This is a genomic window from Nonomuraea phyllanthi (assembly GCF_006334985.2).
Classification (GTDB): Bacteria; Actinomycetota; Actinomycetes; order Streptosporangiales; family Streptosporangiaceae; genus Nonomuraea; species Nonomuraea phyllanthi.
Genome location: NZ_VDLX02000002.1, coordinates 548784 through 564643, shown reverse-complemented (window position 1 = coordinate 564643; position 15860 = coordinate 548784). Strand labels below are relative to the sequence as shown.

Sequence of the window (15860 nt, the reverse complement as noted above, 5' to 3'; positions counted from 1 at the left end):
CCCAGGAACTTTCCGCGAGGTGCTCCATGACCGAGCAGCCCACACTGGCACAGGTGGCGGCCGCTGCAGGGGTTTCCCCCGCGACCGCATCTCGGGTCCTCACGGGCTCGGTGCGGGTCAGTACCTCGACCCGCCGGCAAGTATACGACGCCGTCTCCCGTATGGGATATGTCCGACAACGCGCACCACGGGGCACGGCCGCCAAGACCATGGCCGACGGCGTCACGGCGGTGATCTGCGATCACCTCCCCCGCCTGTTCTCAGAGCCGTACTATGCCCGGCTCCTGTCCGCGGCGGGTGCCGTGATCAGCGAACACGGCACCCACCTGATGGTGACCACCGTGACGCCGACGTCCTCCACCCTCCCCGCGCTGTCCGGCGCGGTGCTCATCATCGGCGCCAGGGAACGCCACCCGCTGGCGATCAAGTTGTCCACCTCGGGCGTCCCCGTGCGCAACATCGGCCGCCCGCCTCACGACCTCAAGCTGCCGTACGCCGACGTGGACAACGCCGACGGCGGCCGCCAGGCGGCCGAGCACTTCCTGCTGTCCGGCCGCCGCAACGTCGCCGCCATCGGGGGCCCGCCGTCCCTGCCCGGCGCCCGCGACCGGCTGGAGGGCCTGGTGCGCACGCTCCAGGCGGCCGGCCTGCCCGACGTGCCCGTGGCGTACGGCGACTTCACCGCGGCCTCAGGCACCCATGCCATGCAGTGGTTATTACGCCACGCGCCGGGGCTGGACGCCGTCTTCGTCGCCTCCGACCTGATGGCCGCGGGCGCGATCCAGGCACTGCGCAGGGCCGGGCGCAAGGTGCCCTCGGACGTCGCGGTGATCGGGTTCGACGACGCCCCGGTCGCCCGGCACACCGTCCCCGCCCTCACCACCGTCCGCCAGCCCGTCGAGGAGCTCGCCACGGTCGCCACCCGGCTGCTCCTGACGGGGGCCGCGGGGATCGACCCCGTCCTCCCCACGGAACTGGTCATCCGTGAGTCGGCTTGAGCCGGGGGACGTGCTGGCCCGCCGGTATCTGCTGCTGGATCCGCTGGCCCGCGGGGGGATGTCGGTCATCTGGCGTGCCTTCGACCAGTCGCTGCACCGGATGATCGCGGTCAAGGTGCTCACCGCCTCGCTGCACACCGGCGACGACGAGCGCGTCAGCGCGCGCAGCGAGGCCCGCGCCGCGGCCCGGTTCATCCACCCCGACTCGATCGAGATCTACGACTACGGCGAGACCGTCACCACCAACGGCGGCGTCGCGGCCTACGTGGTGATGCCGCTGCTCGACGGCACGCCGCTGGCCGAGCGCATCGAGCAGGGACCGCTGCCCTGGCCGGAGGCGGCGGCCATCGCGCTCCGGCTGGCCAGGGTGCTGATGGCCGGCCACGCGCGCGGCCTGGTCCACCGGGACGTGACGGCCGAGAACGTGCTGCTCACCTCCGACGGCCCCCGGCTGCTCGACTTCGGCATCGCGGCCTGGGCCGGCGACCCCGACGACGACCGGGGCACGCCTCCCTACGTCGCCCCCGAACGGCTGCTGGGCGCGCCGACGCATCCCGCGGTCGACGTGTACGCCTTGGGCGTGCTGCTGCACACCATGCTCACCGGGCGCACGCCGTACCCGGAGACGACATGGGAGGAGATCGAGGCGGCCCGCAGGACCGAGCCGCCGCCCCGCGTCCCCGGCGTGCCGTACGCCGTGGCCTCGCTCTGCCAGCGGTGCCTGGCGCACGCTCCGGACGAGCGGCCGACCGCGGCCGAGATCGTCTCGGCGCTCAACTCCGCGATCGGCGCGGCGACGCTGGGCCGGCACGTGCGGCGCGGCCTCACGGTCGCCGGCTCGGCGGCCATCGCGCTGTCCGCGCTGCTCTGGTTCCAGCAGGCGGGGCCCCAGCAGGCCGCGATCCGGCAGCCGGATTCCACGGTCGGGCCGCCGCCGAGCGCCCGGCTGGTGGAACGCACGCCGGCCAGCGCGATCAGCGTCGAGCAGGCCCTGGACGGCTTCAAGAGCGCGCTGGAGGCCAGGACGCCGTGCGGCGCGACCGACGACGACGTCGTACTGGACCTCAAGCAGGTGCTGCGCGCCGCGGTGCCGCCGCACGGGCCGTCCGAGGCCCAGACGGACGGCGTGCGCCGGAAGCTCTCCGACCGCTTCGGCGAGGGCCGGCTCGCGCCCGCCTGCCTGAGCGAGCTGCAGGCCCGGCTGGACGACATCGACGCCGCTCTCAAGCAGAACTGAAGGTAGGCCCCCTCAAGCAGAACTGAGGGGTACGGCAGCACCAAGCCGTACCCCTCGAGCGGCGGTCCGCACCCCTCGCAAGCACGGCCGCTCGGCACACCCCTGAATGGGAGCGCTCCCACCCTAGTGGCAACACTCCCCATGACCAAGATCACGTGAAACTTTCACGGCGCGTTGTCGGGCGGCGAGCGGCGTGATTCAATGCGATCACCCGGGCGGGCCGATCGTGGGCAGGTTTCCTCTGTCGTCAGCGCAAGGGAATCCCCATGAGGTTGTTCAAGTCGGCGGCGATCACCGCCGTCATGGTTCTGATCACCACTGTCCTGATGGTGCCCACGCAGGCACAGGCGCACGGGGTGTCGATGTTCCCCGGTGCCCGGACGTTCCTGTGCTGGCAGGACGGCCTGCGGGAGAACGGCCAGATCCAGCCCTACAACCCCGCGTGCGCGGCCGCCGTCGCGCAGAGCGGCACGACCCCGCTGTACAACTGGTTCGCGGTGCTGCGCTCCGACGGCGCGGGCCGCACCTCCGGGTTCATCCCCGACGGGCAGCTCTGCAGCGGCGGCACCGGCGGGCCGTACGACTTCACGGCCTACAACGCGGTGCGCAATGACTGGCCGGTGACCCACCTGACCTCGGGCGCGACCATCCAGATGCGGCACAGCAACTGGGCCAAGCACCCGGGCTCGTTCAACTACTACATCACCAAGAACGGCTGGAACCCCGACGGGCCGCTGAAGTGGTCCGACCTGGAGCCGTTCGGCAGCGTCACCAACCCGCCCGACACCGGCCCCGCCGGCGCGCTCAACTACTACTACTGGAACGCCCAGCTGCCGTCCGGCAAGACCGGCCGGCACATCATCTACACGCACTGGATCCGCTCCGACAGCAACGAGAACTTCTACAGCTGCTCCGACGTCGTCTTCGACGGCGGCAACGGCGAGGTCACCGGTGTCGGCCCGGGCCAGAGCACGCCCACCGCCACCCCGACGGTGACTCCCACCGTGACGCCCAACCCGGGTGCCTGCACGGCCACCTGGAAGGCGACCGACACCGGCTGGGCCGGCCACTTCCAGGGCGAGGTGACGGTGAAGAACACCAGCTCCTCCTCGCTCAACGGCTGGACCGTCTCGTGGTCGTACACCGGCGGGCAGGGCTTCGACGGCTCGCCGTGGAACGGCGTGCTGTCCGGGCAGCCGCCCAACGTGGTGGTCAAGAACGCCTCCTACAACGGGCAGCTGGCGCCGAACGCGTCCACCTCGTTCGGCTTCAACGCGACCGGCTCGGTCCCGAGCCCGGCCCCGACCCTCTCCTGCACCAGCCCGTGATCGTCTCACGTCGCGGGCTGGCCGCGGCGGTCGTCACCCTGGCCGGCCTGGCGCTGGCCGGGGTGACGTTCCTCGCCGGGCGGCAGCCGTCGTCACAGCTGTACGACGAGCTCGCCGCCCAGGTGACGCTGGCCCTGGAGCAGTCATCGCCCGCCGAGCACCACGCGCACGGCCACGAGTTCGAGTCGCGGGTCGTGTGCGCCGTGGAGCCCTTCGGCATCGACCCGCCGGACGCCACCTCCGTCGTCGAGGTGAAGTGGGTGTACGCCCGCCACATGTGCGCGATCACCGGCGAGGGCACCGACTGGAAGACCTCCGTGCGCGCCTCCGGCCCGATCGCCGTCCGCCTCGGCATCCCGCCCGTCATCAAGGTGCCGGAGCCGGGCGTGGGGTATCCGGACCGGGTCAGGAAGCTCATCCCCGCCCGCTACCACGAGCAGGCGTTCGCCGGGTTCGAGGACGAGGACGCCATCGACGCGGCCCGTCAGCGGTTCGCCCAGGCCACCCGATCTCAGTCGAAGTAGCAGACAAACGGACGCGACCGGTTGGAGGTGCCGGCCGCGTCCGTCCCATCCGGGCGGGATGGTCATGGGGCAGGGATGGTGTTCTCGCCTCACCTCCTCATACGCAGTGACAGGACGGGCGGTTCAGTTGGCGCAGGTGTAGCCGGACGGCACGGACGTGTCGCCGCCCGGGCGGCTCGCCTGGAACCCGAAGCTGGTGCCGGCGTTCGGCGCCAGCGTGCCGTTGTAGCTCGCGTTCCTGGCGGTCACGGTCCTGCCGCTGACGGTCACCGTGGCGTTCCAGGAGCCGGTGATGGTGTGCCCGGCGGGCAGCGTGAACGTCACCGTCCAGCTCGACGTGCTGGACGAGCTGGTGTTGGTCACGGTCACGGGCTGCACGACGTACCCGCCGCTCCACTGGCTCCCCACGGTGCCCGCGGCCGTGCAGCCGCCGCCGCCGTCACCGCCGCCGCTCAGCGTGGTGAACGACGCCGTCGGCGACGCCGCCGACTGGTTGCCGGCCGCGTCCCTGGCCTTGACGTTCACCTGGTACGCGGTGGCCGCCGACAGCCCGGTCAGCGTGATCGAGTTGGTGGCGGTCGAGCCGAGCGCGGCGCCCGCCGTGGTGTAGACGTCGTAGCCGGCGACGCCCACGTCGTCGGTGGAGGCCGTCCAGGTCAGTCTGGCCCCCGACGAGGTGATGTCCGAGGCCGACGGCCGGCCCGGCGCGGTGGGCGGGCTGGTGTCATCACTGCCGCCACCGTAGATCGAGGCCTGCCGGGAGGTCGCGGCGATGCCGTTGGCGCCGTTGAACAGGCGCTGGCCCCAGGAGGTGAGCTGGGTGACGTCGAAGTTGGTGACCTGGTCGAGGTACTCGACGCCGCCGCCGTTGCCGCTCCACGACCAGCCGAGGTAGCCGATGCCGCGGCTCACGGCCTGCGCCATGATCGTGTCCTCGTCCGGGTTCCCGTCGGAGTGGTTGAACCCGAACTCGCCGACGACCAGCGGCAGCCCGGCGGTCCTGAACGCGTCCATGTACGAGGTGATCTCCGCGGCCGTGTCGAAGACGCCGTACATGTGGATGGAGAAGATCGTGTTCTTGTCGGGGTCGCTGTCGAAGACGGCCTGCGCGTTGTCCCGCATGGTGAACTGCCAGTCCTGGCCCCAGTTGGGCGCGTCGACCATGAGCGCGTGGTCGAAGCCGTTGTCGCGCAGCTTCCTGATCGCGGCCGAGGTGGCGGCGGCCCAGCCGGGGCTGACGGCGTTGTTGCCGACCGGCTCGTTGCCGATGTTGACGATGACGTAGTCCTCCTGGCCGACCAGGGCGGACTTGACGCTGATCCAGTAGTCGGCGGCCTGGTCGAGGGTGTAGGCGCCGCTCTGCTCGCCGTACCCGGTGGTGTCGTGGTTCTCCAGCACGCAGATGAGCTTGTTCTGCTTGCACAGGGAGACGACGTTGGCCACGTCGGAGACGGAGTTTGCGGTCCAGCGGCCGCCGCTGAGCACGACCCGGACGGTGTTGGCCTTCAGCGACTTGATGTCGGCGAACGCCTTGGTCTGCGTCGCGTACCAGGTGTGGGCGTGGCTGGTGCCGCGCATGACGAACTCCTGGCCGTCGGCCTCCAGGATCTTCGTGCCGCTGACGTGGATGCCGGTGGCGGCGCTCGCGGGCAGGGCGGGTGCGACGAGGAACGCGAGGAGGCAGGCCAGCGCGGTGAAGAGGGGTCTCATGTGCTGCCTTTCACTGAGCTGTGGAACCGCCCCCGCCGCTGCTGCGACGGGGGCGGAGCTTCACTCAGGCGGGGGTGCAGGTGACGGGGTCGGGAGTGGTGGGCGTGCCGTTGGCGATGAAGCCGAACGTGGTGCTCGCGCCGGGGGCGAGCGCCCCGTTGTAGGCCTCGTTCCTGACGGTGACGCTGGAGCCGGACTGGGTGTGCCGGCCGCCCCAGAGCTGGGTGATCTGGTTGGCGGACGTCCAGCCGACGGTCCAGCCGGTGGTGGCGGCCGTGCCGTTGTTCTTGACCGTCACCTCGGCCTGGAAGGCGCCGCCCCAGGAGTTCACCACCTTGTACGTCGCCGAGCACCCGCCCGGGGGCGGCGGCGTGGTGTTCGTGGTGGTGAACTCCGTGCTGTCGGACGGCGTGGAGGTGTTGCCGGCCGCGTCCCTCGCCACCACGTGGGCGGTGTAGGACGTGGCCGGGGTGAGCCCGCTCAGGTCGAAGGACGCGCTCGCGGCCGTGCCTACCTTTGTGGACCCCAGGTAGACGTCGTATCCGCTCACACCCACGTTGTCCGTGGAGGCGGTCCAGCTCAGCTCGGCGGTCGAGCCCGTGATCCCGGATGCCGCGGGCTTGCCCGGCTTGCTGGGCGCTGTCGTGTCCTCTTCCTCCGGACCCGGGGGCTCACCCCAGATCTTGGTGGCACCGCTGTAGAGGGTGATGTTCTCCGTCCGCTCCGGCGTCGCGCCGGGCGTGGTGGGGATGTTCCGGTACGACCAGTCGTTGGCCGGGTCCCACGTGCCCGAGCTGGCGATCCTGAACTGGACCTCCCTGCGGTGCTGCGACTGCCCGGCCGGGGCGATGGCCTGCCCGGAGCAGTCGATGTTCACGTAGTACGTGGTGCCGCTCGCCTGGTGCAGCGTGGGCGCAGCGCACTGCGTGTAGGCCGACGACACGGTGATCTGCGAGGCGGTCGTCGAGCCGTCGAGCGTGAAGTAGTAGCGGAACGAGCCGTCGGACAGGACCCGCGCGGGCCAGGCCGACTGGTTGCGGACGATGGCCTTGATCTCGGTGAAGTTGCCGCCCGAGGCGTTCACGCCCGCCTCGACGAAGATCTCCGGACCGTCCGGCGTCTCGCGCGGCGGGAAGTTCGCCGCGGGGGCGCCGCCGTACTCCTTGTAGAGCCGGGCCAGCGCGCTGGTGAAGCCGGCGTTGTAGTCGGTGGCGACCTCGTTCATGACGTAGTCGTCACGCTTGTCGGTGTAGGCGTCGTTCGGGTCGGGCGGGCCGCCGACGAGCGCGCCGTACAGGGTGTGGCGGGTCTGCGCGGGGTTGGTGATCTGGTCGGTCCACGAGCCGTGCGCCGTGCGGTGGTGCGGGTTCTTCGGCGGGTTGTCACCGAACCCGATCATGTACGACGAGTTGCGTGGGTTGTCGCCGAGCGCGTAGTTGATCTGCCGTACCGCGAAGTCGTGGTAGCGGGCCTTGCGCGTGGCGTCGGTGATGGAGTCGCTGTGCACGAGCGCGGCGAACGCGGTGTTGGCCGCGTACCGCAGCGAGCCCCACCGGTCCAGCACGGCCTGGCCGCCCGGCGAGTACGCCACCTTGGAGCCGTTGACGCCGACGGTCCACCAGTCGAGCCAGCGGTTGGCGTCGTCCAGGTAGCGCTGCTTGCCGGTCAGCTTGTGCAGCAGCACGTACGCGCCGTACGACTTGTCGTCCCACGCGATCGTCCACTTGTACGACTTCGTGGTGGTCTGCGGTTCGTTGCCCAGGTTGTCGTAGCCGGCCTCGGCCTTGGCCAGGTAGGAGGCGTCGTCCGTGGCACGGTAGAGCCAGATCGCGCCCCAGACCAGCTCGTCGTTGTAGCCGCTCCAGGACTGGTAATAGCCCTGGGCGTCGGTGATGCAGTCGCTGTACTTCTTCCTGACGGTGTCGGCGAAGGAGTACAGCTGCTTGGCGTGCGTCAGCAGCGTGTCCGCGTATGACGGATTTGTCGGGCGGAAGACGATCGACGAGGCCGCCATCGCGGCCGCCGTCTCCCCTGCCAGGTCCGACCCGCCGCACGAGGCGTCGATCTTGTACGCGGGCCGCGCCATCTGCATGGCCTCGGCCGGTCCCCACCAGGCGTGGTCCGTGCCGCCGTTGCCGACCTGGCCGTAGAGCACGTTGGGTGAGGGGTGGGCCTTGATGAAGTAGTCGTTGACCCACTTGAGGTTGTTGAGCAGGTGCGTGAGCTGGCCGGAGTCCGCGTAGGCGTCGCGGTACTCGACCGCGCCCCAGGCCAGCATCGTGGTGGAGGCGGCCATCGGGAGGCCGAACTTGACGTGGTCGCCCGCGTCGTACCAGCCGCCTGTGAGGTCCAGGCCGACGTCCTCGCCGTCGTGCATGCCCGAGTCGCCGCGCCAGCTGACCCGGTTCCAGCTCGGCAGGTCGCCCGACTGCTGGGCCTCGTAGAACCACAACGACTTCTGCAGCGCCTCCCCGTAGGGGAAGGCGGGTGCGGCGGCGGCGTGGGCCGCCGGCCCGGCCCCTGCGATGCACAGGGGCAGGACCAGCGACGCCACGGCGATCAGTGCTTTTCTCACGGGAAGAGCCGTCCGTACTCGGCGAGGGCGACGGCGACGTCCACCTGCGCCCAGAACCGGTGGTAGTTGAAGACGGGCGCGGGGCCCGTGCCGTTGAGGTAGGCGCTGACCTCCGGCCAGGCGGGGTCGTCCTCGTAGAACGACCTGATCGAGATGAAGGTCGAGTCGGAGTTGATCGGGTCGCCGTTCGGCATCTCGCCGGTCCAGCCGTCGGGCACGTAGACCGGGTCGTCGATACGGCTGTAGTCGGTCTTGGTCTCCGGGACGGACACGCCCTCGGCGTCGCGGTGCTGCCAGACGCCGTCGAGCAGCGCCTTGGCCATGTCCCGCGCGTCCGTGTCGTTCGCCTTGGCCGCGTAGTACATGAGCGCCTTGGCGTACGCGCCGGCCACGCCCACGTCGTTCGTGTAGTCGGCGATCGTCACGTGCAGGCCCGGGTTGGCCGGCGGCATGCCCGAGTTGGCGCTGAAGTCGCCCACGGGCTGCCCGGTCCACCGCAGCGTGGACGGGATCTGGTACGAGCCGTCCGCGTTGATGGTGGTGTTGTCCATCGCCCAGCCGACCCACTTGTCGAGCAGCGCCTTCGCGTCGGCGTTGCCCGACGCGTAGTACAGCTCGGCCACCCGCTCCATCGTCCACGCCTGGAAGCCGAACCACTGGTTCGACGGCGGGTCGTGGTAGACGGGCTGCCAGTCGTAGGTCAGGCCGTGGAACTTCGGCAGGCCGCTCGGCGGCGTCGCGTAGTGGCCCTCCCAGCTGTTGGTCGCGCCACCGGCGATGGCGCCCTCGGCCGACTGCAGCCAGCCGTAGAACTGCAACTGCCTGGTGAGGCTGGTGCTCCAGTCGGTCACCGCGCTGCTGCTCTTGGGCTTCAGCTCGGTCACGTTCGACAGCGCCCAGGCCGCGAGCGGGTTCTGGTAACCGGAGTGGTTGTGGCTGGAGCCGATCCGCCACGCCCAGCCGGCGCTGGAGTCGGTCGCGCCGCCCCAGGCGTAGTACCAGCTCAGCAGGTAGTTGGAGGCGTCCTTGCCGGTGCCGGCCGCGCACGACGTGCTCGTGCAGCCGGGCTTCTTGAAGTACTTGTCGTACATCGCGTAGCGCAGGTAGTCGCCCATCTTCGCGGCCTTGCCGACCGACGCGGAGATCTGCGACTCCTTGCCCTGGGCCTTGGCCCACGTCTGCGCCCAGTACGCGGCCTGCACGGCCCGGGCGTCGGCGTCGGGGGCGTTGGTGTACTTCCACTGCTTGGCGTAGGAGGCGTCCTTGGTGAACAGGTCCAGGTAGCCGTTGGGCCCGCCGAACGCGAACGTGTCGCAGGACGGCTGCGGAATCGTCTCGAAGACCGACTCCTCGGGGCCGCGCTGGTAGGTGTTGATGTAGGCGGGCCTGGTGGTGCCGTCGCCGCAGTGGCCGAAGCCGTAGGTGTTGTCGACGTCGAGCAGCCAGTGCATGCCGTAGATGTCACCGGTGCCGTACGCGCTCTTCAGCTCGTTGGCCAGCGGGTCCTGGCCCACGCTTACTCCGGTGTCGAGCTGCGACGGGTAGTCGCTGATGTCGTTCGACTCCGGCGCGTACGTGGCCGGCTTGGACGGCGTGTAGAAGGAGTTCGTCGGCTGGTCGGCGCTGGACGGGATGATGTACTTCTCCATCGAGGCCCACGCGTCGTTGAACTTCGACCAGTCGCCGGTGACCTGCCCGTAGACCGCCTCCAGCCACAGGTAGTAGCTGTAGGCCTCGGACGTGGTCTCGTGCCCGTGGTCCGGCGCCTCGACCATGAACGTCTCGATCGAGTGGTACGGCACGCCCTCGGGCGAGAAGTAGCCGTTGGCCGGGTCGTGGATCTCGTTGTAGAGCTCGACGAAGCGCTGGACGTACTCGTTGTCGCCGCCGACGTCGTCGTCCGCCTCGGTGGCGGTCACGTTGACGGCGGTGTAGCCGGTGGCGCTCACCCTGAACACGGCCGTTCCGGAGGTCGTGTCGGAGTCCTGGGCCGCCGAGAGCGTGACGTTCTGGGCGGTGTTCCAGTTGGACGGCGTGAACGTCCGGCTGGCGCCGGCCGAGACGCTGAGGTCGCTGTCACCGCTCGTGCGCGCCGTGGTCACGGTCACGTTGGAGGACGGCGCCTGCGACAGCTTGACGGTGACGTTCGCGTCCCCGCCCTCCGGCACGGACACGCTCGCCGGGCTCACCACGAGCGAGGGGCCCGTGTTCTGGGAGACCGTGATGCCGACCGGCGCCGAGGTGGTGGTCGCGCCGCCGTTGTCGGTGGCCCGCGCGGTGATCGAGTAGCTGCCCGCCGCCACGCCGGTCCAGCTGTAGCTGTACGGGGCCGAGGTGTCGCTGCCGAGCAGCGTGGAGCCCTGGTAGAAGTCGACCTTGGAGACCGAGCCGTCGGAGTCGGAGGCGTTCGCCGCGATGGCCACGGTGGCCGGGGCGGTGAACGTCTGCCCCGCGGTCGGCGAGGTCAGCGAGACTGAGGGAGGCGTGTTGGCGCCGCCACAAGAGGTGCCGTTCACGCTGAACGAGGTGGGGTTCGGGTTGCTGCCGGTCCAGGTGCCGTTGAAGCCGATCGACGTGGTGGCGCCGGTGGCCAGGGTGCCGTTCCACGGCATGTTGGTGGCGGTCACGCGGGTGCCGGACTGGCTCCAGTTCGCGCCCCAGCCGGACGGCGTGTACTTCTGGCCCGAGGTCGGGAAGTCGAAGGCCAGCGTCCACGACGTGATCGGGTCACCGGTGTTCTTCAGCGAGATGTTCGCGGTGAACCCGCCCTGGCCGGGGCTGCTCGTCCAGGAGTTGGCGTTGTACGTCACGTCGCACGCCACGGCCGCCTGGGCGGGAGCGGCGGTCACGGCCGCGGTCGCGCTCGCCACGAGGACGAGCGCGGCCGCCACCGAGAGGCGTCTCGATAAGCGGGTGAGTAGGGCAGGAGGTCTGTGCGTCACGGGATCTCCATGGGATCGGAAGGGAGTGGGAGCGCTCCCAAACCGAAGTGTGGGTGCCTGCCCGCGTATGTCAACGGAATGGCGTCCCCGTAACACCCGCATTTCCTCTCTACCAGGCTCCCCGGGATGAAAGTTTCATCCCCGTTCGGGGGCATTCAGCGAGCATGCGGGGCGGCGGACGCCTTCCGGAACGCCGGGCTCTGTACAGGGATGCGGGCACGGCAGACCATGGGAGCGCTCCCAGCCCCCTAGCACTGGAGATGATCGCTCGTGAGACTCCAACGCGGCCTTCACCGATGGGCCGTGACCGTGACGGCCGCGAGTGTCGCGGCCCTTGGGCTCGTCGTGGGCCAGAGCACGGCCGCGAACGCCGCGGCCGGCTGCGACGTGACCTACTCTGCCAACTCGTGGACGAGCAGCCCCGGCCAGGGCGGTTTCACCGCGAACATCACGCTGAAGAACACCGGTGACCCGATCAGCTCGTGGACGCTGGCCTTCGACTACCCGACCTCCGGTCAGAAGTACACTCCCTCCGGCTGGGGCGCCAACTGGAGCCAGTCCGGCACCCGCGTGACCGGCACGAGCATGCCCTGGAACGGCAGCCTCTCGACCGGCGCCTCCGTCTCCGTGGGCTTCAACGGCACCTGGTCCGGCACCAACCCGAACCCCACCTCGTTCAGCGTGAACGGCAACACCTGCGGCGGCGTCAACCCGACCACCCCGTCGGTGGTCACCTCGCCCAGCTCCGTCGCGGTGAACGAGGGCGGCACGGCCACGTTCACGGCCAAGCTCTCCTCGGCCCCGTCCTCCAACGTGACCGTCACCACCACCCGGACCAGCGGTGACACCGACCTGTCCGTCAGCGCGGGCGGCTCGCTGACCTTCACCCCGTCCAACTGGAACACCGCCCAGACGGTCACCCTGGCCGCCGCCCAGGACTCCGACACCACCGCGGGCACCGCCTCCTTCACCGTCGGCGGCACCGGCGTCACGGCGGCCACGCTCTCGGCCACCGAGGTGGACGACGACGCCGTGGTCGAGCAGTCGATCATCGTCACGCCGACCTCGGTCACCGTGCCGGAGGGCTCCACCGCCACCTACTCCGTGCGCCTGGCCTCGCAGCCCAGCTCCAACGTGACCGTCACCTCGACGGCGGGCAGCGGCGACGCGAACATCACCGTCTCCAGCGGCGCGAGCCTCACGTTCACGTCATCCAACTGGAACACCGCGCAGACGGTCACCCTGGCCGCCGCGCAGGACTCCGACACGGCCAACGGCTCCCGCACGATCACCGTCGCCTCCTCCGGCCTGACCTCCAGGACCGTCACCGCCACCGAGGCCGACGACGACGACACCGGCACCCCCGGCGGCCACGTCGAGAACCCGTACTCAGGCGCCACCGGCTACGTCAACCCTGACTGGAAGGCCAAGGCCCAGGCCGAGCCCGGCGGCTCCGCGGTGGCCAACACCTCCACGGCCGTCTGGCTCGACCGCATCGCCGCCATCGAGGGCGCCAACGGCGCCATGGGCCTGCGCGAGCACCTGGACGAGGCCGTCAGGCAGGACGCCGCCAACGGCTCCACGCCGCTGACCGTGCAGTTCGTCATCTACGACCTGCCCAACCGCGACTGCTCGGCGCTGGCCTCCAACGGCGAGCTGCGCATCTCCGAGAACGGCTTCAACCGCTACAAGACCGAGTACATCGACCCGATCGCGTCGATCATGAGCGACTCCGCCTACTCGAACCTGCGCATCGTCACCATCATCGAGCCGGACTCGCTGCCCAACCTGATCACCAACATCAACAAGTTCGCGGACTGCCAGGAGGCCAACGGCCCCGGCGGTTACGTGGACGGCGTGCGGTACGCGCTGAACAAGCTGCACGCCATGAGCAACGTCTACACCTACATCGACGCCGCCCACCACGCCTGGCTCGGCTGGGACTCGAACTTCGGCCCCTCGGTCGACCTGTTCTACAACACCGTGTCCGGCACCACCGCCGGGGTGGACAGCGTGGACGGCTTCATCGTCAACACCGCCAACTACTCCGCGACCACCGAGCCGTACTTCACGATCAACTCGACCGTGAACGGCCAGTCGGTCCGGCAGTCCAAGTGGGTCGACTGGAACTACTACGTGGACGAGAAGACCTTCGCCACGGCCCTGCGCAGCGCGCTGATCGGCAAGGGCTTCCGCCAGGGGCTCGGCATGCTGATCGACACCTCGCGCAACGGCTGGGGCGGCAGCGCCCGCCCGTCCGGGCCGAGCACCTCGACCAACGTGGACGAGTTCGTCAACGACTCGCGCGTCGACCGCCGCATCCACGCCGGCAACTGGTGCAACCAGAGCGGCGCCGGCATGGGCGAGCGGCCGACCGCCAGCCCGGCCGCCGGCTTCGACGCCTACGTCTGGATCAAGCCTCCGGGCGAGTCGGACGGCTCCAGCGAGGAGATCGACAACGACGAGGGCAAGAGGCTCGACCGGATGTGCGACCCGACGTACCACGGCAACGAGCTGAACGGCAACAACCTGACGGGTGCGCTGCCCGACGCCCCGCTGTCCGGAAGGTGGTTCTCGGCGCAGTTCCGCGAGCTGCTCGCGAACGCTTACCCGCCGATCAACTGAACCCGCCTCAACCGACCGGGGGCCGGCTTCCGGCCCCCGGGCACGAGCCCGAGCGACCCGCCTGACCCGGGTCTCTCGGAGGGGCCCGCCTGACCCGGGCCCCTCGACCACCCGAAGGGGCCCCCTGCGCGGGGCCCCTTCGCCTGTTTCCGCTATTTGCGCGCCTGGCGCCACTCCGAGACGATCTCGTCGGCGTCGAAGGGCATGAGGTTGAGCGGCGGGCCGGACAGCCCGGTCCTGATCGCCTCGCGGATCTTCTGGTTGATCTCCTCGACGATCCGCCGCGCCTCGGTCTCCGACCTCGCCCCGCGCGCCTGGGCGAGCGCCTCCTCGGCCTCCTTGCGCAGCGCCAGCGTGGGCGGCAGGGGCATCGACAGCCCCTCGCTCTCGACCTTCTGCTTGATCCACCACATGTCGTCGTGCGGCCGGTCGAGCCCCGGGATCGGCTTGCCGGCACCCGGCAGGTCGTCGAACGCGCCGCGCTCCTCCGCCTCGCGGATCTGCCGGTCCACCCAGCTCTCGAACGGCATGCCCAGTGGTTTCCGCTCGGTCAAAGGACCTCCTCAGGCAAGGTTGTGACTCGGGGTCAGCGGGCCACGCCAGCCGAGCATGGCCTCGGTCATGCGTACGGACGCGACCGTGGCGGCCACGTCGTGCACCCGCAGGATGCGGGCGCCCTTGACGATGCAGAAGACGTTGGCGGCGATGGTGCCCTCCTTCCGCTCCCCCTGGGGGCGGTCGAGCGTCTCCCCGATGAAGTCCTTGTTGGACAGCGCCACCAGCGTCGGGTGGCCGATCGCGGTGACCTCCTCCAGCCGGCGGGTGATCTCGAGCGAGTGGAAGGTGTTCTTGTTGAGGTCGTGGCCGGGGTCGATGATGATCTTGTCTTCCGCGATGCCGCACTTCAGCGCGTACGCGACCCGCTCGCGCAGATAGTCGGTCACCTCGGAGACCACGTCGGCGTAGCTCGGCCGGAAGACGCGCCTGCCGGGGCCGCCCAGGCTGTGCGTGACGATGACGCTGACCCCCGACTCGGCGGCGAACTCGGCCATGCCGGGCTCGCGCAGGCCGTTGGTGTCGTTGATCACGTCGGCGCCCGCCTCGACCGCCGCCCGCGCGACCTCGGGCCGGTGGGTGTCGACGGAGATGACGGCGTCGGTGACCTCGCGCACCTCGGCGATCACCGGGGCGACCCGGTCGATCTCCTCGTCCGCTCCGATGCCCGCCTGGGCCGCGCTGAAGGCGAACCCGCCGATGTCGACCCAGTCGGCGCCGTCGTCCACGGCCCGGCGCGCGGCCGTGACGGCGCTGTCGAGCTCGAACGTGCGGCCCTGGTCGTGGAAGGAGTTGGGGGTCCTGTTGACGATGGCCATGATGGCGACCTGGCGCGCGAAGTCGAACTCCCGCCGCCCGATGCGCCGGACAGGCGAGATGATCTCCGGGGGAAGCGTTTCGCCGCTCACATGGTGAGCCTACCTGCCACTTGTCCAGGGCCGTCGTCCCGCCCGCGCGGCAGCCGCATGGCGAGCCGGACCGTGGTGCCGTCCGGGCCGGTGTCGAAGTCGGCCGTGTCGCACAACCGGCGCATCAGGTAGATCCCCCTGCCTCTCTGGGCCAGGCCGGGCGGCTCGCGGTCGGCGGCCATGTAGCCGTCGGGGATGCCCGTCCCCCGGTCGCTCGTCTCCGAGCCGATCACGCCGTCGGCCGTCCACAGCCTGAAGTAGCCGTACCCGCCCGCGTGCTCCACGACGTTGACGACACTCTCGTGCACGGCCAGCACGAAGTCGTCGAGCCGGGGGCCGACCAGCCCGCGGCCGCCGGCCAGGTCGGCCACGGCGCGGCGCAGCCTGGTGACGTCCTCAAGGGTGAAGGGCTGGGCCATCAGGGTGCGCATGCGCTCCTCCGTGTCGGTCCGACACAC

The 15860-nt window shown here is 70.2% G+C and carries 11 protein-coding genes; 5 read left to right on the top strand and 6 right to left on the bottom strand.

Annotated elements, in window-relative coordinates:
• Window positions 1–26: 26 nt before the first annotated feature.
• From FH608_RS08130 to FH608_RS08115, 4 genes are all read left to right on the top strand, one after another.
• Window positions 27–998 (top strand): LacI family DNA-binding transcriptional regulator, encoded by a 972-nt coding sequence (locus tag FH608_RS08130; RefSeq protein ID WP_139629728.1) that lies wholly within the window; start codon window positions 27–29, stop codon window positions 996–998.
• On the top strand, window positions 985–2235 hold the full coding sequence (locus tag FH608_RS08125; protein ID WP_139629727.1) for a serine/threonine-protein kinase: 1251 nt from the start codon (window positions 985–987) through the stop codon (window positions 2233–2235). Before FH608_RS08130 ends, FH608_RS08125 begins: the two co-directional genes overlap by 14 nt.
• Window positions 2236–2501: 266 nt before the next feature.
• Window positions 2502–3563 carry a lytic polysaccharide monooxygenase auxiliary activity family 9 protein gene (locus tag FH608_RS08120; protein ID WP_139629726.1) on the top strand — a complete coding sequence of 354 codons (1062 nt, stop codon included), beginning with the start codon at window positions 2502–2504 and terminating at the stop codon, window positions 3561–3563.
• Window positions 3560–4087 (top strand): hypothetical protein, encoded by a 528-nt coding sequence (locus FH608_RS08115; RefSeq protein WP_139629725.1) that lies wholly within the window; start codon window positions 3560–3562, stop codon window positions 4085–4087. The genes FH608_RS08120 and FH608_RS08115 overlap by 4 nt, the downstream gene beginning before the upstream one ends.
• A gap of 123 nt (window positions 4088–4210) precedes the next feature.
• On the opposite strand, the gene FH608_RS08110 is transcribed toward FH608_RS08115, so the two are convergent.
• From FH608_RS08110 to FH608_RS08100, 3 genes are all read right to left on the bottom strand, one after another.
• Window positions 4211–5797: a cellulase family glycosylhydrolase gene (locus tag FH608_RS08110; protein ID WP_139629724.1), complete on the bottom strand. Its 1587-nt coding sequence runs from the start codon at window positions 5795–5797 to the stop codon at window positions 4211–4213.
• Between the two features lie 64 nt (window positions 5798–5861).
• Window positions 5862–8426 carry a glycoside hydrolase family 9 protein gene (locus tag FH608_RS08105; protein ID WP_139629943.1) on the bottom strand — a complete coding sequence of 855 codons (2565 nt, stop codon included), beginning with the start codon at window positions 8424–8426 and terminating at the stop codon, window positions 5862–5864.
• A complete protein-coding gene (locus tag FH608_RS08100) occupies window positions 8369–11314 on the bottom strand; it encodes a glycoside hydrolase family 48 protein (RefSeq protein ID WP_226899132.1) in 2946 nt (981 codons plus the stop codon). The genes FH608_RS08105 and FH608_RS08100 overlap by 58 nt, the downstream gene beginning before the upstream one ends.
• A gap of 303 nt (window positions 11315–11617) precedes the next feature.
• Here FH608_RS08100 and FH608_RS54135 point away from each other — a divergent pair, with 303 nt between their 5' ends.
• On the top strand, window positions 11618–13939 hold the full coding sequence (locus FH608_RS54135) for a glycoside hydrolase family 6 protein (protein WP_317135552.1): 2322 nt from the start codon (window positions 11618–11620) through the stop codon (window positions 13937–13939).
• A gap of 152 nt (window positions 13940–14091) precedes the next feature.
• Here FH608_RS54135 and FH608_RS08090 read toward each other — a convergent pair whose 3' ends face one another.
• From FH608_RS08090 to FH608_RS08080, 3 genes are read right to left on the bottom strand one after another with little or no spacing between them, the layout of a single operon-like run.
• On the bottom strand, window positions 14092–14493 hold the full coding sequence (locus FH608_RS08090; RefSeq protein ID WP_139629721.1) for a DnaJ family domain-containing protein: 402 nt from the start codon (window positions 14491–14493) through the stop codon (window positions 14092–14094).
• A gap of 9 nt (window positions 14494–14502) precedes the next feature.
• A complete protein-coding gene (folP, locus tag FH608_RS08085; RefSeq protein WP_139629720.1) occupies window positions 14503–15402 on the bottom strand; it encodes a dihydropteroate synthase in 900 nt (299 codons plus the stop codon).
• Window positions 15399–15833, bottom strand: coding sequence for an ATP-binding protein (locus tag FH608_RS08080; protein WP_193318295.1), 435 nt, complete (start codon window positions 15831–15833; stop codon window positions 15399–15401). Before FH608_RS08080 ends, folP begins: the two co-directional genes overlap by 4 nt.
• Between the last annotated feature and the right edge of the window lie 27 nt (window positions 15834–15860).

Bases quoted from the DNA above. Each gene is read 5' to 3' on its own strand.
- FH608_RS08130 (WP_139629728.1), top strand. From the start codon at position 27: ATGACCGAGCAGCCCACACTGGCACAGGTGGCGGCCGCTGCAGGGGTT.
- FH608_RS08120 (WP_139629726.1), top strand. From the start codon at position 2,502: ATGAGGTTGTTCAAGTCGGCGGCGATCACCGCCGTCATGGTTCTGATC.
- FH608_RS08110 (WP_139629724.1), bottom strand. From the start codon at position 5,797: ATGAGACCCCTCTTCACCGCGCTGGCCTGCCTCCTCGCGTTCCTCGTC.
- FH608_RS08080 (WP_193318295.1), bottom strand. From the start codon at position 15,833: ATGCGCACCCTGATGGCCCAGCCCTTCACCCTTGAGGACGTCACCAGG.